16 protein-coding genes are annotated in these 18299 nt (G+C 64.3%); 9 read left to right on the forward strand and 7 right to left on the reverse strand.

Going from position 1 to position 18299, the window contains the following annotated elements:
* The first annotated feature begins 4 nt into the window (after positions 1 to 4).
* On the forward strand, positions 5 to 655 hold the full coding sequence (betI, locus tag AC4FWB_RS23690; RefSeq protein WP_491028655.1) for a choline-binding transcriptional repressor BetI: 651 nt from the start codon (positions 5 to 7) through the stop codon (positions 653 to 655).
* A gap of 21 nt (positions 656 to 676) precedes the next feature.
* Here betI and AC4FWB_RS23695 read toward each other — a convergent pair whose 3' ends face one another.
* Positions 677 to 1639: a LysR family transcriptional regulator gene (locus tag AC4FWB_RS23695; protein WP_491028656.1), complete on the reverse strand. Its 963-nt coding sequence runs from the start codon at positions 1637 to 1639 to the stop codon at positions 677 to 679.
* Between the two features lie 104 nt (positions 1640 to 1743).
* On the opposite strand from AC4FWB_RS23695, the gene AC4FWB_RS23700 reads away from it, so the two are divergent.
* The 4 genes from AC4FWB_RS23700 (at position 1744) to AC4FWB_RS23715 (ending at position 5120) form a co-directional block, all read left to right on the forward strand.
* On the forward strand, positions 1744 to 2226 hold the full coding sequence (locus AC4FWB_RS23700; protein ID WP_491028657.1) for a cupin domain-containing protein: 483 nt from the start codon (positions 1744 to 1746) through the stop codon (positions 2224 to 2226).
* 323 nt (positions 2227 to 2549) lie between these two features.
* Positions 2550 to 3947, forward strand: a complete 1398-nt coding sequence (fumC, locus tag AC4FWB_RS23705) for a class II fumarate hydratase (RefSeq protein ID WP_491028658.1) — start codon at positions 2550 to 2552, stop codon at positions 3945 to 3947.
* Positions 3948 to 4137: 190 nt separating this feature from the next.
* The gene (locus tag AC4FWB_RS23710) at positions 4138 to 4560 is read left to right on the forward strand and encodes a DoxX family protein (protein ID WP_491028659.1); all 423 of its coding nucleotides are present in this window, start codon (positions 4138 to 4140) and stop codon (positions 4558 to 4560) included.
* Between the two features lie 137 nt (positions 4561 to 4697).
* Positions 4698 to 5120 (forward strand): DoxX family protein, encoded by a 423-nt coding sequence (locus AC4FWB_RS23715; RefSeq protein ID WP_491028660.1) that lies wholly within the window; start codon positions 4698 to 4700, stop codon positions 5118 to 5120.
* Positions 5121 to 5158: 38 nt separating this feature from the next.
* Here AC4FWB_RS23715 and ppx read toward each other — a convergent pair whose 3' ends face one another.
* Together ppx and AC4FWB_RS23725 are read right to left on the reverse strand one after the other, a co-directional pair.
* Positions 5159 to 6694 (reverse strand): exopolyphosphatase, encoded by a 1536-nt coding sequence (ppx, locus tag AC4FWB_RS23720; RefSeq protein ID WP_491028661.1) that lies wholly within the window; start codon positions 6692 to 6694, stop codon positions 5159 to 5161.
* Entirely contained in the window at positions 6691 to 8886 is a 2196-nt protein-coding gene (locus AC4FWB_RS23725) for an RNA degradosome polyphosphate kinase (RefSeq protein ID WP_491028662.1), read from the reverse strand. The genes ppx and AC4FWB_RS23725 overlap by 4 nt, the downstream gene beginning before the upstream one ends.
* 242 nt (positions 8887 to 9128) lie before the next feature.
* Here AC4FWB_RS23725 and AC4FWB_RS23730 point away from each other — a divergent pair, with 242 nt between their 5' ends.
* Positions 9129 to 9374 (forward strand): zinc-finger domain-containing protein, encoded by a 246-nt coding sequence (locus tag AC4FWB_RS23730; protein WP_292431577.1) that lies wholly within the window; start codon positions 9129 to 9131, stop codon positions 9372 to 9374.
* Positions 9375 to 9404: 30 nt separating this feature from the next.
* A complete protein-coding gene (locus AC4FWB_RS23735; protein WP_491028663.1) occupies positions 9405 to 10640 on the forward strand; it encodes an FAD-dependent monooxygenase in 1236 nt (411 codons plus the stop codon).
* A 289-nt stretch (positions 10641 to 10929) separates the two neighbouring features.
* Here AC4FWB_RS23735 and AC4FWB_RS23740 read toward each other — a convergent pair whose 3' ends face one another.
* The 4 genes from AC4FWB_RS23740 to AC4FWB_RS23755 form a co-directional block, all read right to left on the reverse strand.
* On the reverse strand, positions 10930 to 11733 hold the full coding sequence (locus AC4FWB_RS23740; RefSeq protein WP_059186423.1) for an amino acid ABC transporter ATP-binding protein: 804 nt from the start codon (positions 11731 to 11733) through the stop codon (positions 10930 to 10932).
* Between the two features lie 76 nt (positions 11734 to 11809).
* A complete protein-coding gene (locus AC4FWB_RS23745) occupies positions 11810 to 12967 on the reverse strand; it encodes an amino acid ABC transporter permease (RefSeq protein WP_491028664.1) in 1158 nt (385 codons plus the stop codon).
* Positions 12968 to 12971: 4 nt separating this feature from the next.
* On the reverse strand, positions 12972 to 14159 hold the full coding sequence (locus AC4FWB_RS23750; protein ID WP_491028665.1) for an amino acid ABC transporter permease: 1188 nt from the start codon (positions 14157 to 14159) through the stop codon (positions 12972 to 12974).
* A 63-nt stretch (positions 14160 to 14222) separates the two neighbouring features.
* Positions 14223 to 15251: an amino acid ABC transporter substrate-binding protein gene (locus AC4FWB_RS23755; RefSeq protein WP_491028666.1), complete on the reverse strand. Its 1029-nt coding sequence runs from the start codon at positions 15249 to 15251 to the stop codon at positions 14223 to 14225.
* Positions 15252 to 15805: 554 nt separating this feature from the next.
* Here AC4FWB_RS23755 and AC4FWB_RS23760 point away from each other — a divergent pair.
* Both AC4FWB_RS23760 and AC4FWB_RS23765 read left to right on the forward strand, forming a co-directional pair.
* Positions 15806 to 16978 carry a cystathionine beta-lyase gene (locus tag AC4FWB_RS23760; RefSeq protein WP_491028667.1) on the forward strand — a complete coding sequence of 391 codons (1173 nt, stop codon included), beginning with the start codon at positions 15806 to 15808 and terminating at the stop codon, positions 16976 to 16978.
* Positions 16979 to 17187: 209 nt separating this feature from the next.
* A complete protein-coding gene (locus tag AC4FWB_RS23765) occupies positions 17188 to 18273 on the forward strand; it encodes an HPP family protein (RefSeq protein ID WP_491028668.1) in 1086 nt (361 codons plus the stop codon).
* Positions 18274 to 18299 lie beyond the last annotated feature (26 nt).

Genomic DNA, 18299 nt, shown 5'->3' on the forward strand with positions numbered 1-18299 from the left:
GAAAATGTCAACATGGATTCGCGATGCATGGATCGATCCGGTGAAGCTCACGCGTCTCAGCGACATACGCCGCAAGGAGTTGCGGCAGGCGGCCTTCGCGGTGCTGGAGCGCGAAGGCATTGCCGGCGCGACGCTGGAAAAGGTGGCAGCGCAGGCCGGCGCGTCGAAAGGCATCGTGCTGCATTACTTCCGCAACAAGCAGGAGCTGTTCGAGCACGCGATGCGCGAGGCGAACGCCGTGCTCTGCCACGCGGTGATTGCCCGGCTTCGGCGAACGCGAACGCCGATGGAGCGGCTGGACGCCGTGATCGAGGGCAATTTCGAGAAACATCTGTTCCGGCCGCCGCTCTGCCATGCCTGGCTTTCGCTCTGCGCCGAGGTGCCACGCGACGAGAAGCTGGCGCGCATCCAGAAGGTCATCCACGCGCGCATGCGCTCCAACCTGTTGTCCGGCCTGCGCGGCGTCGCAACACCGGAAGTGGCCGACGAGATCGTACTCGGCGTCACCGCGCTGATCGACGGGCTGTGGCTGCGGCTCGGCCTGCAGCCGGGCAGTGTCACGCGCGATCAGGCGGTCCGCCAGGTCAAGGACTATGTCACCGGCCGCCTCGCCATGCGCCAGCAATCAGCTGTCGGCCTGGCCTCGGCCGGATAAGTTTCATACCGGGCTCAGTCCTCAATCGACGCTTTCGACGTCGGCCCACTCCTTGAACCCAAGCGCCTCGACCTCGGCGAGGATCTGCTCACGGACCCAGCGATGCGGCGGCTCGTCGTCGCGGCGGGCGTGCCAGTACATCCTGACCGCGGGCGAAGGAATCGAGATCGGCGCTTGATAAATGCCGATCGGCAAGGATTTTGCGGCTGCCGTCGCGAACTGCCTTGGGACGGCGGCCAGATAAGGTCCGCTCGCCACCGCCAGCGCGACGGCCTGGAAATGCGGCAGGGCGAGCGTGACCCGGCGCGCCCGGCCCATCCTGCCCAGCGCGTCGTCGGTGAAGCCCGACATCGAGCCATCGATGGAGCGCAGCGCATGCGGCAGTTCGCAGAAGAGATCGAGGGGCACCTGCTCGCCCTCGCCGATGCCCGCCTGGCGTAGCGCGAGATTGTCTTTCGCCGCGATGATGGCGAAGGGCGAGCCGAACAGCGGCACGCTGGAGACCCATTCAGCGACCTCCAGCGGACGCTCCAGCGCCACATCGATCTGATCTTCCTGCAGCAGCCTGGAGACATCGCCGATGGCGCTATCGAGGAAGCGGAACGAGACGCGGGGCGCCATCGCCGCGATGCGTGCGGCAAAGGGCGGCATCAGGAGCAGGGAGAAGAAATCCGCGCCCATGAAGGTGAAGGTCCGTTCGAGTGTCGCCGGATCGAAGTCCGTCGTGGGCTGGAAGGCGCGCTCGATCTCGCGCAGCGCCGCGCGCACCGGCTCCGCCAGGCTTTCGGCGCGCGGCGTCGGCACCATGTCGTTGCCGCGCCGGACAAAAAGCTGGTCGTTGAGCGCATGACGCAGGCGGTTGAGCGCCGCGCTCACGGCTGGCTGGCTGAGGCCGATCTGCTCGCCGGCGCGCGTCACGCTCTTCTCGCGCAACAGCGCGTCGAGGACTCTCACCAGGTTGAGATCCAGCGCGTTCAAATTCATCGCATCAATTCGCCCCATACGATCATTCGATTTCCATCGCCCGCCCGTCCTTGGTTAGGTCGCGTCGACGCCGCTTCGCCGGCCCGACAAAGGAAAGAGCAGCCATGACAATGATCAACAGCGCCATCGCAGGCAAGGAACTCCTTTGGTTCAACAACACGCTCGTCGCCATCCAGGTCTCCTCGGCCGACGGCGAGGACGGCATCTGCGTCATCGAGCACCGCCTGCCTTATGGCGATTCTCCGCCGCTGCATGTGCACCGGAACGAGGATGAGATTTTTCACGTCATCGAGGGACGGATGCGGTTCCAGATCAACGGCCATGAGCGGATCGTCGGCTCCGGCGAGACCGTCATTGCGCCGAAAGGCCTGCCGCACACGTTCAAGGTCGAATCCCCGGAAGGCGCGCATACGCTTACCGTCACGCGCGGCTCGGATTTCGAGACGATGGTTCGCCAGGCAAGCCGGCCGGCAGAGCGGCTGGACCTGCCGCCGCCGGCGGAGCCGACGCCCGAGATGATCGCGGCGCTGACGAGGATGTGCGCGGAGAATGGGATCGATATTCTGGGGCCGCCGATGGGTAGCTAATCTCCCCACTTGTGGGGGAGATGTCCGGCAGGACAGAGGGGGGCGCTGTCCCGCCGGCTTATCCGTATTTCTACTGCGTACTTATGGCCTTGGTTGTGAACAGGCTCTACTGAAAGGTTGCGTTCCTTCGCGCCCCCCTCTGCCCTGCCGGGCATCTCCCCCACAAGGGGGGAGATTGGCCGTCACCACCGCCCCGCCACAAGGGGAGAAGGAAGAGGCGCCATTTCAAACCGATTTGCATCCCTCTCCCTCGCAATCTCCGCTTGCTGCCGTTTGTGCAACGCGATACGCCGTTGCCCAAACTGACAGACCGGAGATTTCCCGTGAGCGCTCAAAAGACCAGAACCGAAACCGATACGTTCGGTCCCATAGAGGTTGCGGCCGACCGCTATTGGGGCGCGCAGGCGCAGCGTTCGCTGGGCAATTTCAAGATCGGTTGGGAAAAGCAGCCGGCCTCGATCGTGCGGGCACTCGGCGTCATCAAGCGCGCGGCGGCCGAAGTGAACATGGAGATGAAGCGGCTGGATCCGGCCGTCGGCAAGGCGATCGTGGAAGCCGCGCAGGAAGTCATCGACGGCAGGCTCAACGACCATTTCCCGCTGGTGGTCTGGCAGACGGGCTCCGGCACGCAGTCCAACATGAACGCCAACGAGGTGATCTCCAACCGGGCGATCGAGATGCTTGGTGGCGTCATGGGCTCGAAGACGCCGGTGCACCCGAACGACCACGTCAATATGAGCCAGTCGTCGAACGACACCTATCCGACGGCCATGCACATCGCCTGCGCCGAGCGCATCGTGCACGACCTCATTCCGGCGCTGCATCATCTGCATAAGGCGCTCGGCGCCAAAGCCCGCGCCTTCAACCACATCATCAAGATCGGCCGCACCCATACGCAGGACGCCACGCCGCTGACCCTCGGCCAGGAATTTTCCGGCTATGCCGCACAGGTCGCCTCGTCGATCAAGCGCATCGAGCAGACGCTGCCCGGCCTGCAAGAACTGGCGCAAGGCGGCACCGCTGTCGGTACTGGCCTCAATGCGCCGGTCGGCTTTGCCGAGAAGGTGGCGGACCGCATCGCTTCCATCACCGGCATTTCTTTCGTCACCGCGCCGAACAAGTTCGAAGCGCTGGCCGCGCATGACTCCATGGTCTTCTCGCATGGCGCGATCAACGCGGCGGCCGCCGCGCTGTTCAAGATCGCCAACGATATCCGCTTCCTCGGCTCCGGCCCGCGCTCCGGCCTCGGCGAGCTGTCGCTGCCGGAAAACGAGCCGGGCTCGTCGATCATGCCCGGCAAGGTCAACCCGACCCAGTGCGAGGCGCTGACGCAGGTCTGCGTGCAGGTGTTCGGCAACAATGCCGCGCTCACCTTCGCCGGCAGCCAGGGCCATTTCGAGCTCAATGTCTACAACCCGCTGATGGCCTACAACTTCCTGCAGTCGGTGCAATTGCTCGCCGACGCCTCGGTCTCCTTCACCGACAATTGCGTGGTCGGCATCGAGGCGCGGGAAGACAACATCAAGGCGGCGCTCGAGCGTTCGCTGATGCTGGTGACGGCGCTGGCCCCCACCATCGGCTATGACAATGCCGCCAAGATCGCCAAGACCGCGCACAAGAACGGCACCACGCTGCGCGAGGAAGCCTTGGCCACCGGTCTGGTCAGCGAGGCCGATTACGACCGGCTGGTGCGGCCGGAGGACATGACGCATCCGGGATGAAGTGTTGGGTGGCATTTTGGCAGTGGGAGAATTTGCTCCCGCAGCCAAGTCAGGCGAAACGAATTCGCGCCGGCCGCCCGATCACGGAAACATATAATCTGTGAACAATGTGTCGTCGCATAAGCGGCTTTGGTGAACAGTCTTCGTCCTCTATCTGACTGGGCATTCAAACCCCATTCGGAGACTCGCCATGTCCATCAACACTTCCGCCGCTGCCGCCGGCACTGCGTCCAACAGCTCCACTACTATCCTGCTCGGCCGCATCCTGCTTTCCGTCATCTTCCTGCTTTCCGGTTTCGGCAAGCTCACCGCCATTTCCGGCACCGCTGGATACTTCGGCGCGCTCGGCCTGCCGCTGCCGACCGTAACGGCCGTTGTCGTCGGCCTGATCGAGCTGCTCGGCGGCCTTGCCATTCTCGTCGGCTTCCAGACGCGGATCGCCGCCTGGGTGCTCGCGATCTTCACGATCGCCACCGGGCTGGTCGCTCACACCGGCTGGGCCGACCAGATGCAGATGATCCAGTTCCTCAAGAACCTCGCCATCACCGGCGGCTTCATCCTGCTCGCTTCCTCGGGCGCCGGCGTCTATTCGATCGACGCCAAGCGCGGCTGATCTTTTCCGCCCAGACTGAAACGTTCCTCCCAACCGAACCGAAGCGGCGCGGAATTTTCCGCGCCGCTTTTTCGTTTTCCGGTTGTAGGCGTAGACTGCGCCGGCAGCCGGCATGATGCCGGCAAGGGAGGTGACCAATGCCCCGCAACGCATTGCTTCTCGTCTCGCGGCTGCTGCTCGCCGCGTTGTTCGTGCCCTCCGGGTTCCAGGCGCTCACCAACATCGCCGGCACGACCAGCTATTTCGCCGGCCTCGGCCTGCCGCTGCCGACTCTTGCAGCCTGGGGCACCGGCCTGTTCGAGCTGATCGCCGGATTGCTGATCCTCGTCGGCTTCCAGACACGGATCGCAGCGCTGCTGCTTGCCGCCTTCTCGATCGCCGCCGGCTTCATCGGCCATTACGGCCAGGGCGCTGACGATGCGACTTTAGCCTTCATGCACCAGCAGATGCTGATGAAGGACATCGCCATTGCCGGCGGCTTCCTGGCGCTTGCCATGGCCGGCGCAGGCACATGGTCGGCGGACGGGCGGAGCATCGGCATCGGCGCCGAGGTGACCTGAGCCACCTGTTTCACCGAACCTTATTTGACAGAGACGCCCTATTTTACCGACACACTCGGCCCGCCCTCGACCGCCAGCACCAGGCGGCGGTTGGTGATGCGCGCCAATTGCGCCAGCCGCCCGGCGGGGCGTTCGCCATAGAGGTCGGCGAGCGACGCCGGCAGCACCAGCGCCAGCGCGCCATTGCCGCGGCTTTCCCATTTGAGCCGCGGCATCACGCCCGGCATCGCCGCCGTCAGCAGATAGACGACCCGCATCATCGCCGCGAGCGCACGCGCACGCTCGAGCACGCGCGGCGGCGCCAGCGTCTTGATCTCAGGCGCGATGCCATCGTTGAAGATACCGTCATGCCGGTAGGCGCTGGCCAAGGCCAGATAGGCGCGACCGGGATGGTCGACGCCGATGAAGGAGGCATGCGCGATGATGTTGAGCGACTGCCTGCCGCGATATTCGGGGTGCGCGCGCCAGCCGATATCGGCGAGCAGGCAGGCAGCGTGGCGGTAGCGTGCTTCGTCCGCCGTCTCGTCGATGCCGAAGGCCTGGAAGGCCTTGCCGGTCCATTCGACGAGGTCGTGCGCGTGGTGGACCGAGCGCGAGCGCAAAAGCGCCAGCTCTTCGGCGGCCGAGATCAGCGGATCGGCTTTCTGCTCGGCCGCGTCGAGCAGCGAATAGAGGAAGCCTTCGCGCACGCCCTGCGCCGAGACGACGATCTTCGAGGGCTGCATGGCCGCCATGATCTCCTGCAGCACGACGGCGCCGTAGGGCAGCAGCGAACGGCGGTTCTTGGAGACGCCCTCGATGCCCCGGACCTTCTCGACCTCGCCCTTGGCCACCTGCCTGAGGAAACTCTGGGCGCTGTCGGCGCCGATCTCGTAATGATGCATGACGCCGAGTGGGTAGTTGTTCATCTCCATGTGCAGCCGGGCAAGGTTTCGCCAGGTGCCGCCGACAGCGTAGAAGACCCTGCCCTGCCCGCCCTTCAAAAGCTTCGCCCGCGCCAATTCCTGGCGGGCGATCTTCTGTGCCTGGACCAGCGAGTTCTTCGCCATATCCTGCAGGCGCAGGCCGCCGAGCGGCAGCGTGATGCCGTCGCCGATCGACTCGCCATTGATGTCGACGAGCTCCAGGCTGCCGCCGCCAAGGTCACCGGCGATGCCGTTGGCCGGATAGAAGCCGGAGATGACGCCGAGCGCGGAATAATGCGCCTCCTGCCGGCCGGAGAGCACGCGGATCTCGGTCTTCAGCACATCCTCGGCGCGGTGGATGAAATCCGGGCCATTGACCGCCTCGCGCGCCGCCGCGGTCGCCAGCACATACATGTGCTCGGCGCCGGCCTGGTCCGAAAGCGCGCGGAAACGGCGGAACTCCTCCATCGAGCGCGTCACCGCCTCGGGATCGAGCTTGCCCGTCGAAACGATGCCGCGGCCGAGGCCGGCCAGCATCTTTTCGTTGAACAAAAGCGTCGGCGAGCGCGCCAGCCCTTCATAGACGACGAGACGGATCGAGTTCGATCCGATGTCAATGATCGACAGCGGCCGCCGGTCCTGGAGCCGGCCCTGGGAAATTGAAATCACGCGGCGCCGTTCTTCTTGCGGCGCTTGAACTGGGCGATACGCCTGGGCGCATGCGATTTCAGCGCGTCACCCCGTCCGGAAAGGCTCGGATTGGTCATGAAATATTCCTGCGCGTTGAACGGTTCCTCGCCCTCCTCCAGCACGACCCGCCGGGAGGTGCCATCAGCCAATACGTCGAAACTTTGCTGGTTGTCCATGACGTTGCCCAGCATGATCTGGCCAAGCACCTGTTCATGCACAGTTGGATTGGTGATCGGCACCAGGGTCTCGACGCGGCGGTCGAGATTGCGCGGCATCATGTCGGCCGAGGAGATGTAGACGATCGCCTCGTCGGACGGCAGGCCGTGGCCGTTGCCGAAGCAGAAGATGCGGCTGTGCTCGAGGAAGCGGCCGACGATCGACTTCACCCTGATATTCTCGGAAAGGCCAGGCACCTGGGGTCTCAGGCAGCAGATGCCGCGCACGACGAGGTCGACCTCGACGCCGGCGCGGCTGGCGTCATAGAGCGCGTCGATGACGATCGGGTCGACCAGCGCGTTCATCTTCATCCAGATGCGGGCCGGCCGGCCCTCGCGCGCATGGGCGATCTCATCGGAGATGTGTCTCAGGATGCGGTTGCGCAGCGTGAAGGGCGACACGGCAAGGCGCATTTCCTCGGCAGGCTCGGCATAGCCGGTGATGAAGTTGAAGATCTGCGCGACGTCGCGGGCGATCGTCGGGTCGGTGGTGAAGAAGGACAGGTCGGTGTAGATGCGCGCGGTGACGGGATGGTAGTTGCCGGTGCCGAGATGGACGTAGTTGCGCAGCCTGCCATCCTCGCGGCGCACGATGAGCGACATCTTGGCGTGCGTCTTCAATTCCAGGAAGCCGAACACGACCTGGACGCCGGCGCGCTCGAGGTCGCGCGCCCAGCGGATGTTGGCCTCTTCGTCGAAGCGCGCCTTGAGCTCGACAAGTGCGGTGACCGACTTGCCGGCTTCGGCCGCGTCGATCAATGCACGCACGATCGGGCTGTCGTTCGAGGTGCGGTAGAGCGTCTGCTTGATGGCGACGACTTCCGGATCGGCCGCCGCCTGGCGCAGGAACTGCACCACCACGTCGAAGGATTCATAGGGGTGGTGGACGATGATGTCCTTCTCGCGGATGGCGGCCAGGCAGTCGCCGCCATGCTCGCGGATGCGCTCGGGGAAACGCGGATTGTAGGGCGTGAATTTGAGGTCGTCGCGCGGGATGGCGACGATCTCGGAGATCTGGTTGAGCGCCAGCGGGCCGGTCAAGACGCTGATGCGGCTTGACGTGACGCCGAGTTCGCCGGCGACGAAGTCGCGCAACTCGGCCGGCATCAGTGTGTCGAATTCGATACGGATCACCGACCCGCGGCGGCGGCGCTTCAGCGCCGTCTCGAACAGTCGCACGAGATCTTCCGACTCTTCCTCGACCTCGATATCGCTGTCGCGGATGATGCGGAACGTGCCCGAACCCTTGACCTCATAGCCAGGGAAAAGCTTGCCGATATAGAGGCCGACCGCCTCCTCCAGCGGGATGAAGCGCACATGGTGCTTGCGGTCGGGCAGACGGATGAACCGCCGCAGCGCCACCGGCAGGCGCAGCAGCGCGCTCATCTCCTCGCCATTCTTGCGATGGCGCAGTTGCAGCGCCATCGAGAAGCCGAGATTGGGGATGAACGGAAACGGGTGCGCCGGGTCGATCGAGAGTGGCGTCAGCACCGGAAACACCTGGTCCTGGAAATGCTCTTCCAGCCAAGCCCTCTCATCCTTCGTCAGCGCGTCGCGGGTAATGCTCTCGATGCCTTCCTTGTTGAGCAGCTCCATCAGGGTCGACAGGCTCTTCTGCTGGTCTTCCTGCAGGCGCTCGACCTCGCGCAGCAATTGCTCGAGCTGCTGCTCGGGCGTGCGGCCGTCCGGGCTCTTCAGCGCGATACCCTCGCGCACCTGGCCGGCAAGGCCGGCGACGCGGACCATGAAGAACTCGTCGAGATTGGCGGCCGAGATCGACAGGAAGCGGACGCGCTCGAGCAGCGGATGGTGCCCGTTCAGCGATTCCTCAAGCACACGGCGGTTGAACTGCAGCCAGGAGAACTCGCGGTTGACGAAACGGTCGGGATTGCCGCCGTCGGGGCTCGCCGCCTCGACGCTGATGAACTCGCTCTGCACCGGCTTCAGTTCGGTCATGTTTCCTGCTCTTGCCCGCAATCGCCCTTTTTAGCGCCATACACCGCCGGACGCGTGATCGACGCTCTAACACGCTTCTGTGACGCATGATCGGTCACGGAATCGCTCCGATCCCCAGGGTCATGCGCTTAACCGGCTCAACTTATCCTCTGCCAGTCTTTTGCGACAGTTTCATTTCATCGATCTTGCAAACTGACCGGTTATGATCCAGATGCAAACGGGCCGAACTGAAGGAGACGACGATGGCAGGCGGTTCCATTCCCCATTTCCAGAACGATGCGGGCCATCCGGCAATCGACATCGGCGTCAAGGAATTCATGTGCACCGGCGCCAACCCGCCTTTCGACCATCCGCATGTCTTCCTCGACATGGGTGACGACAATGAGAAGGTCTGCCCCTATTGCTCGACCCTCTATCGCTATTCGCCGAAGCTGAAGGCGACAGAAACGGAACCTGCTGGCTGCCTCTATATCGACCAGGCCGCCTGATTCTTCCCGGTCGTGGATGACTGCTAGATCATGACTGACGCACGGTCCCGGCAGGCCGTCATCGCCGGGGCCGGCATCGCCGGGTTGACGGCAGCGCTTGCCTTTGCCGGGCGCGGTTATGCCGTCACGATGCTGGAGCAGGCCGGCCAGCTCGAAGCGGCAGGCGCCGGCATCCAGCTTTCCCCCAACGCGACCCGCGTCCTGCGCCAACTCGGCGTGCTCGACAGCTTGCGGCTAAGCGCGATCAGGCCCGAAGCAGTGGTGCTGAAGGACGCCGCCAGCTTGCGCGAGCTGGCGCGGGTGCCGCTGGGCCAGGCGGGCGAAGAGCGATGGGGGGCGCCCTATCTCGTGGCGCACCGCGCCGATTTGCAGGCGGCGCTGACGGCCAAAGTTGCGGAGCGGCCCGAGATCCGACTCATCACCGGAGCGCGGGTGACGGACATCGCCGTCGCGCCGCAAAATATCGTCGTCAGGGCGCAAAGGGATGGCGGCAGCATGGAGGCGGCCGGCGGCCTTTTGGTGGGCGCCGACGGCGTCTGGTCGTCGGTTCGATCGCGACTTGCCGGCAAGGAGCCCGCCTTCAGGAAAAGCCGCTTTTCCGGCGAGCTCGCCTGGCGCGCCACGGTGGCGGCAGACAGCGCCGCCGGCCAGGCCTTCGCGGCGATCGGCGCGACCGACTGCGTCACCACCTTTCTGCATCCGGGCTTCCACATGGTCGCCTATCCAGTGAGCAAGGGCAGCGCCTTCAACCTGGCGGCCTTCACCAGGGGCGAGCGCATCGCGGAAGGCTGGTCGGGCCACGCCGACCCTGCCATTCTTGCCAACGCCATGCGCGGCACGTCGGCGGCGCTGGCAAGACTTGCCGCGCTCGCCGGGCCATGGACGGCGTTTCCGATCCACACCGTCGAGCAAAGGCGTTGGACGATGCCGGAAGGTGTCGCGCTGATCGGCGACGCGGCGCATGCCATGACGCCATTCGCGGCGCAGGGCGCGGCGATGGCGATCGAAGATGCAGCGATGCTCGCCGACCTGGTTGGAGATTTCCCGGCTGATCCATGGCAGAGCCTCGCCATCTGGGAGAATCTTAGACGGCCGCGCATCGAGAAGGTGCTCAGGCGCGGCGCGCTCAACCGCCTTGCCTGGCACGCCTGGGGACCGGTCGCGATCGCCCGCAACCTGGTGCTCGCGACCCGGCCGGCGGATAAGCTCGCGGCGGATCTGGACTGGCTTTACGGTTGGGAGCCGTGGAAGGTGGTGAGGCGCTGAGAAGCTTTTAAAAGCCAACCAGAAACTAGATATGCTGGCGGGACAGCGCCCCCCTCTGGCCTGCCGGCCATCTCCCCCACAAGGGGGGAGATCAGACGTCACGCCGGCTTTCGCCAATCACCAGCGCTGCAAGGCGAAGCGAGGCGACGCAACTGCCAATCTCCCCCTCGTGGGGGAGATGGCCGGCAGGCCAGAGGGGGGCGCGAAGGAATGAGGCGCTGCCAATTCTACCGACACAAAAAGGCCCGACCCTAGCGGCCGGGCTTTTCCGAAATCGCTGCCGGATCGCTCAGTGCAGGATCTGCGACAGGAACAGTTTCGTGCGCTCATGGCGCGGATGGTCGAAGAACTCGGCCGGCGTGTTCTGCTCGACGATCTGGCCCTGATCCATGAAGATCACCCGGTTGGCGACCTTGCGGGCAAAACCCATCTCGTGGGTGACGCAGAGCATGGTCATGCCCTCCTCGGCCAGGCCCACCATGGTTTCCAGCACTTCCTTGATCATTTCCGGGTCGAGCGCCGAGGTCGGCTCGTCGAACAGCATGATGCGCGGGTTCATGCAGAGCGAGCGGGCGATCGCCACGCGCTGCTGCTGGCCGCCGGAGAGCTGGCCCGGATATTTGTTGGCCTGCTCGGGGATCTTGACGCGCTTCAGGAAATGCATGGCGATTTCCTCGGCCTGCTTCTTCGGCGTCTTGCGCACCCAGATCGGCGCCAGCGTGCAGTTCTCCAGGATGGTGAGGTGCGGGAAGAGGTTGAAGTGCTGGAACACCATGCCGACCTCGCGGCGCACCTCGTCGATCTTCTTAAGATCGTTGGTGAGTTCCTTGCCGTCGACGATGATCTTGCCCTTCTGGTGCTCTTCCAGCCGGTTGATGCAGCGGATCATCGTCGACTTGCCGGAGCCGGACGGACCGCAGATGACGATGCGCTCGCCGCGCATCACCTTGAGGTTGATGTCCTTGAGCACATGGAACTCGCCATACCATTTGTGCATGCCGATGATGTCGATGGCGACATCGGTGGTCGAGATGTGCATCTTCTTGGCATCAACCTTGATGTCTTCCGCGCTGACGGCGTTTTCGGTGGCCATGGCCGATTCCCCTTTATCGTTGCATTTGATGCATGTCGTTATCCCAAAACCGCTACACACTTTTGGGCGACATGCATCAGCGTTTGTAACCGGTGTCGAGCCGGCGTTCGGTGTACATTGAATAGCGCGACATGCCGAAGCAGAACAGCCAGAATACGAAGGCGGCGAAGACAAGACCGGATTTGGCGGTCTGCGACGTCGCCCAGTTGGCGTCGGACAGGTTCTGCTTGACCACGCCCAGCAGGTCGAAGATCGAGATGATGAGCACCAGGCTGGTGTCCTTGAACATGCCGATGAAGGTGTTGACGATGGCGGGGATGACCAGCTTCAGCGCCTGCGGCAGCACGATCAGGCCCATCTTCTGCCAATAGCCGAGACCGAGCGAATCGGCGCCCTCATACTGGCCTTTCGGGATCGCCTGCAGGCCGCCGCGCACCACTTCCGCCATATAGGCGGCGGCAAACAGCGATACGCCGATCAGCGCCCGCAGGAACTTGTCGAAGGTGACGCCCGCGGGGAGGAACAGCGGCAGCATGACGCTGGCGAAGAACAGCACCGTGATCAGCGGAATGCCGCGCACGAACTCGATGAAGATGACGCACAAGAGCCTGACGATGGGCATTTTCGATCGGCGGCCGAGCGCCAGCACGGTGCCGAGCGGCAGCGACACGACAATGCCGACGAAGGAAAGGCTGAGCGTGACCAGGAGGCCGCCCCAGCGCGAGGTCTCGACAAGAGGCAGCCCGAACACGCCGCCGGACAGGAGAAAGAAGGAGACGACCGGCAGCACCAGGAAGAGCAGGATGGCGTTCAGCCCTTTGCGCGGCACGCGCGGGATCAGCATGGGCACCAAAAGCACCACCAGCAGCACCGCGACGAGGGTCGGCCGCCAACGCTCCTCGATCGGATAGATGCCGAAGATGAACTGCCCGAGCTTGGCGTTGACGAAGGCCCAGCAGGCACCGCTCCAGCCATCCGGCTGGACGCCGCCTTGCGAGACGGTCGCGCAGACGGTGCGGTTCGGCCCGATCCACTGGGCGTTGATGAAAGCCCAGTTGATGACCTGCGGCAGAACCCAGGCGACGATGGCGATGCCGATGATGGTGAGGATGGTGTCGCCGACCGAGCCGACGAGATTCTTGCGCACCCAGGCGATGGCGCCGCGCTCGCCGAGCGGCGCCGGCTCGGCCAGCGCCATCTCGGTGCGCACCCAGGACATGTCGTGTTCCTGCATGGCCCTACCTCTCCACCAGCGCCATTCTGGCGTTGACGACGTTCATGACCGCCGAGGTCACGAGGCTCAGCACCAGATAGGCAATCATCATGATCAGCACGCCCTCGACGGCCTGCCCTGTCTGGTTGAGCACCGTGCCGGCCGTGGCTGTGAGGTCCGGATAACCGATTGCGATCGCCAGAGACGAGTTCTTGGTCAGGTTGAGATACTGGCTGGTCAGCGGCGGGATGACGATGCGCAGCGCCTGCGGCACCACGACCAGTCGCAGGATTGGCCCGGAGCGCAAACCAAGGGCGCCAGCTGCTTCTGTCTGGCCCTTGCTGACACCTCTGATGCCAGCGCGCACGATCTCGGCGATGAAGGCGGCGGTGTAGCAGGAGAGCGCCATGTAGAGCGACAGGAATTCCGGTTTGACCTGGAAGCCGCCGGTCAGGTTGAAGGTCGACTGCTTCGGGAAATCGAAGGTAAGCGGCATTCCGCTGAGCAGGAAGGCGAGCACCGGCAGGCCGACGATCAGCGCGACCGACGTCCAGAACACCGGAAACCGCTGGCCGGTCGCCATCTGCCGCTGGCGCGCCCTGTGGGCGACGAACCAGGCCATGGCGAGCGCCACGACGAAGGCGACGATCATCAGCCAGGAGCCCTCGCCCCAGAGGGCGCGCGGGAAATAGAAGCCGCGCTGGTTGAGGAAAGAGCCGAAGGGCAGATGGATGCTCTCACGCGGCGCCGGCAGCACGGCCAGCACGCCGGAATACCAGAAGAAGATGACCAGCAGCGGCGGGATGTTGCGGAAGATCTCGACATAGACGGTGCAGATCTTGCGGATCAGCCAGTTCTGCGACAGGCGGCCGATGCCGACGATGAAGCCGATGATGGTCGCGGTGATGATGCCGGCCACGGCGACGATCAACGTGTTGAGCAGACCGACCACCAGGGCGCGGCCGTAGGTCGAATCGGATGTGTAGGCGATCGGCGTGTCCGAGATGTCGAAACCCGCCCTGCCCCTCAGGAACTGGAAGCCGGAAGCGATATGCAGGCGCTGCAGATTGTCGATGACGTTGTTGACGATCCACCAGATCGAGCCGAACAGAAGGACGACGACCAGCGTCTGAAAGAAGAGACTGCGTATTTTCGGGTCATTGATGAAGGAGCCGCGACTCGGCTCCCCGCGAAGGATTTCCTGCGAAGCCATGCGACCATCCCCTGAAAAGAGAAACCGGGAGGCAGACTACCTGCCCCCCGGATCACATTTCGATCAGCGGATCGGCGGAGCGTATTGCAGGCCGCCCTTGGTCCACAGCGCGTTGATGCCGCGCGCGATCTTGAGCGGGCTGCCGGAGCCGACATTGCGCTCGAACATTTCGCCGTAGTTGCCCACGGCCTTGACGATGTTGACGACCCAGTCGTTGGAGACGCCGAGATCGGTGCCGATCTTGGTGTCGGCTTCCATGCCGAGCACGCGCTTGATCTCGGGGTTGTCCGAGTTCTTCATCTCATCGACATTGGCCTTGGTGATGCCGAGCTCCTCGGCGTCGAGCAGCGCGAAATAGGTCCACTTGACGATGTGGTACCACTGGTCGTCGCCCTGGCGCACGGCCGGTCCGAGCGGCTCCTTGGAGATGATCTCGGGCAGCACGACATGGTCGGCCGGCGAGCCCAGCGTCAGGCGGATGCCGTAGAGGCCCGACTGGTCGGTGGTGTAAACGTCGCAGCGGCCGGCGTCATAGGCGGCGTTGACCTCTTCCAGCTTCTCGAACACGACGGGATTGTACTCCATCTTGTTCGACTTGAAATAGTCGGCAAGGTTGAGCTCGGTCGTGGTGCCGGTCTGCACGCAGACGGCTGCACCCGAAAGCTGCAGCGCCGAATTCACGCCCGGCAGCTTCTTGGCGTTGATCATAAAGCCCTGGCCGTCATAGTAGGTGGTGCCGACGAAGTTCAGGCCAAGCGCGGTGTCGCGGTTGATCGTCCAGGTGGTGTTGCGCGACAGGATGTCGACCTCGCCAGACTGCAGCGCGGTGAAGCGTTCCTTGGCGCTGAGCGGGGTGAACTTGACCTTGGTGCCGTCGCCGAAGACGGCGGCCGCGACGGCGCGGCAGAAGTCGGCATCGATGCCCTGCCATTCCCCCTTGTCGTCCGGCGCCGAGAAGCCGGCGAGGCCGGTTGAGACGCCACACTGGATGAAGCCCTTCTGCTTCACGGTATCCAGCGTGCCGGCCGAAGCTGCCGATGCCGTAAACCCGAGCGCGGCGGCGCCAAGAATGCCGAATGCAATGTGTTTCATGACCCACAGACCCTTTTCTGCTACAGGCGCCCATGCTTCCCAGGCAGCCCTGATCTTTTTTTCATACGTGAATGCAGCTCCCACTTCGGCCCACTCCGGACCCGCATCATTGCCGATGCACTGCCTCCCATTCACGAAACGCATCGAAGGCGATTATTCCTGTGAGGTCAAGGGAAATGACCGAATTGCGACGGGTTTGAAAACCGATTGCCGCAAATGCCCGAATTGCAGCCAAAAGCGCCCGCGAATTGGTCAAGAGTTGCATCCGGAACCGGCAAATCAGGCCCCCGGGAAATTTTGAACGTTACGAGAATTCCTGCCCGTTACTACTGTCGCAGGCGGTGGAAGGACTGGCATGATTCATGGCGGCGGACGGCGCGCTTGCCCCTTCAGCAGATGCCCGGCCGGAAGCGCGCAGCGGGCGCAGACGATGAGCCGACGATCTTTTGTTTGGCCCATCCAAACATCGTCGCTTGGCGGGCTCGGGGTGGTTGCGCGGCCAGTTCCGCCGCTCTATGGCTGGGCTTCTGACACACTGCGACAGGCAACGAACTATGGCGACAGACGGCAGCAAGATCGGCATCAACACGCGGCTTGCCCATTCCGGCAACAACCCGCGCGACTATTTCGGCTTCGTCAATCCGCCGGTCGTGCATGCCTCGACCGTGCTTTATCCAGACGCCGCCGCGATGGCCTCGCGCAACCAGAAATACACCTATGGCACGCGCGGCACGCCGACTATGGATGCGCTCACGCTCGCCGTCGACGCGCTGGAGGGATCGGCCGGCACGATCGCGGTGCCATCCGGCCTCGCGGCGGTGACAATCCCCCTGCTCACTTTCGTTTCGGCCGGCGACCATCTGCTGATCGTCGATTCGATCTATCACCCGACGCGGAATTTCGCCGACACCATGCTGAAGCGCCTCGGCGTCGAGATCGAATATTACGATCCGCGCATCGGCGCCGGCATTGCCCAGTTGATCAAGCCCAACACCAAGGTGGTGTTCGGCGAATCGCCGGGATCGAACACCTATGAGATCCAGGACATCCCGGCGATCGTAAAGGCGGCGCATGCGGCAGGCGCCATCGTCATGATGGACAACACCTGGGCGACGCCGCTCTATTTCAAGCCGCTCGACCATGGCGTCGACATCTCGATCCATGCAGCAACCAAATACCCGGCCGGCCACTCGGACGTGCTGCTCGGCACGGTGTCGGCCAACGAGGCCTGCTGGAAGCAGCTTTATGATGGCTTCTGCACGCTGGGATGCTGTTCCGGACCGGACGACGTCTACCAGGTGCTGCGCGGCCTGCGCACGATGGGGGTCAGGCTCGAACATCACCGGAAGAGCGCGCTCGACATCGCGCGCTGGCTGGAGGAGCAGCCGGGCGTGGCGCAAGTGCTGCATCCGGCGCTGGAAAGCCACCCGGACCACGCGCTGTGGAAGCGCGACTTCTGCGGCTCGAGCGGCATTTTCTCGATCGTACTCAAGGGCGGCGGGCAAAAACAGCAGCACGCCTTCCTCGATGCGCTGACCATCTTCGGCCTCGGCTATTCCTGGGGCGGCTATGAGAGCCTCGCCGTGCCGGTCTTCCTCGGCGACCGCACCGTCGCCAAGGGCTCCTATGCCGGCCCGCTCATCCGTCTGCAGATCGGGCTCGAGGACGTCGATGACCTCAAAGCCGACATTTCGCGCGGGCTTGCCGCGGCGGCCGAAGCGGGCTGATCCGCCTGCCAAGCCGATTCCGCAAACATTCCTAACGCCTTGGCGCGATTGAGAAAGCCGAGGCCGCTGGCGGTGTGGCACACGCGTCGCCTCGCGCAATAATATTCTTCCCGGCCGCGAATATGCGGATTGGTTTAGCTTCCAAATCCGTGGCTTCGGCGGCATTGCGAGCAGCGCAAATTCCAGCCATTTGATCCCAAGGGCCTGCCATGGCGTTCCGCCTCTTCGTTCCGATCCTTGCCGGCGCGACGCTCCGCGAACGACTGCTTGCCTGCATCGGCGCGACCATCGGCATCGCGCTGACCGGCGTGATCAGCGGGCTCGCCATGGGTAGCGGACCGCATGTGGCGATGCTGGTGGCGCCGATGGGCGCGTCCGCGGTGCTGCTCTTTGCCGTGCCGTCGAGCCCGCTGGCGCAGCCCTGGTCGATCATCGGCGGCAATACCATTTCGGCGCTGGTCGGCGTGACCGTGGCGCATTTCGTGCACAACCCGGTGATCGCGTCGGGCCTCGCGGTGGCGCTGGCCATTGCCGCCATGTCGTTCACACGCTCGCTGCATCCGCCGGGAGGTGCTGCCGCGCTTACAGGCGTGCTCGGCGGGCCGGCCGTGGCCGCTGCCGGCTTCCTGTTCCCCTTCGTGCCGGTGGCGCTGAACTCGATCATACTGGTGACGCTCGGCTTCCTGTTCCACAAGCTGTCGCGGCGCAACTACCCGCATGTGCATGTGCCCGTGGCCAACAACCACGGCACGGCCGACCGGCCGCCCACGACGCGCGTCGGCTTCCGGCCCGAAGATGTCGATGCGGCCCTTGCAGCGCTCGACGAGACTTTCGACATCGACCGCGACGACATCGAAAGGCTGCTGCGTCAGGTCGAGCTGCAGGCGATGGTGCGCTCGCAGCGCACGCTGCTCTGCCGGGACATCATGTCCCACGACGTGATCTCGGCGCCGGAGAATGCCAGCGCCGACGAGGCGCGAAAGCAGCTTCTCGACCACAACATCCGTACCTTGCCGGTGGTCGACGCCGAGGCAAGGCTGGTCGGCGCTGTCGGCCTGCGCGAGCTGACGGGAGCGACCGACGCGGTGAAGGGCGTGATGTCGAAGGCCGGCACCGCCTCCCCCGACACGCCGGCGATGAGCCTGCTGCCGGTGCTGACCGACGGACGCAGCCACGCCGTCGTGATCGTCGACGCGGGGCGGCATATTCTCGGCCTCATCACCCAGACCGACCTGCTGGCCGCCGCGGCGCGCGTGCAGACTGCAGACAGGCCGCCGCTGAAAGCTGTAGCATAGCGCCCGAAAAGCTCGGGAACCTTTTG

The sequence above is a fragment of the Mesorhizobium sp. LEGMi-168a genome, from assembly GCF_058312955.1.

Bases quoted from the DNA above. Each gene is read 5' to 3' on its own strand.
- AC4FWB_RS23735 (WP_491028663.1), top strand. From the start codon at position 9,405: ATGACTGACGCACGGTCCCGGCAGGCCGTCATCGCCGGGGCCGGCATC.
- AC4FWB_RS23750 (WP_491028665.1), bottom strand. From the start codon at position 14,159: ATGGCTTCGCAGGAAATCCTTCGCGGGGAGCCGAGTCGCGGCTCCTTC.
- AC4FWB_RS23765 (WP_491028668.1), top strand. From the start codon at position 17,188: ATGGCGTTCCGCCTCTTCGTTCCGATCCTTGCCGGCGCGACGCTCCGC.
- AC4FWB_RS23715 (WP_491028660.1), top strand. From the start codon at position 4,698: ATGCCCCGCAACGCATTGCTTCTCGTCTCGCGGCTGCTGCTCGCCGCG.
- AC4FWB_RS23700 (WP_491028657.1), top strand. From the start codon at position 1,744: ATGACAATGATCAACAGCGCCATCGCAGGCAAGGAACTCCTTTGGTTC.
- AC4FWB_RS23695 (WP_491028656.1), bottom strand. From the start codon at position 1,639: ATGAATTTGAACGCGCTGGATCTCAACCTGGTGAGAGTCCTCGACGCG.
- AC4FWB_RS23725 (WP_491028662.1), bottom strand. From the start codon at position 8,886: ATGACCGAACTGAAGCCGGTGCAGAGCGAGTTCATCAGCGTCGAGGCG.
- AC4FWB_RS23710 (WP_491028659.1), top strand. From the start codon at position 4,138: ATGTCCATCAACACTTCCGCCGCTGCCGCCGGCACTGCGTCCAACAGC.
- AC4FWB_RS23755 (WP_491028666.1), bottom strand. From the start codon at position 15,251: ATGAAACACATTGCATTCGGCATTCTTGGCGCCGCCGCGCTCGGGTTT.
- AC4FWB_RS23740 (WP_059186423.1), bottom strand. From the start codon at position 11,733: ATGGCCACCGAAAACGCCGTCAGCGCGGAAGACATCAAGGTTGATGCC.
- betI (WP_491028655.1), top strand. From the start codon at position 5: ATGTCAACATGGATTCGCGATGCATGGATCGATCCGGTGAAGCTCACG.
- AC4FWB_RS23760 (WP_491028667.1), top strand. From the start codon at position 15,806: ATGGCGACAGACGGCAGCAAGATCGGCATCAACACGCGGCTTGCCCAT.
- AC4FWB_RS23730 (WP_292431577.1), top strand. From the start codon at position 9,129: ATGGCAGGCGGTTCCATTCCCCATTTCCAGAACGATGCGGGCCATCCG.
- AC4FWB_RS23745 (WP_491028664.1), bottom strand. From the start codon at position 12,967: ATGCAGGAACACGACATGTCCTGGGTGCGCACCGAGATGGCGCTGGCC.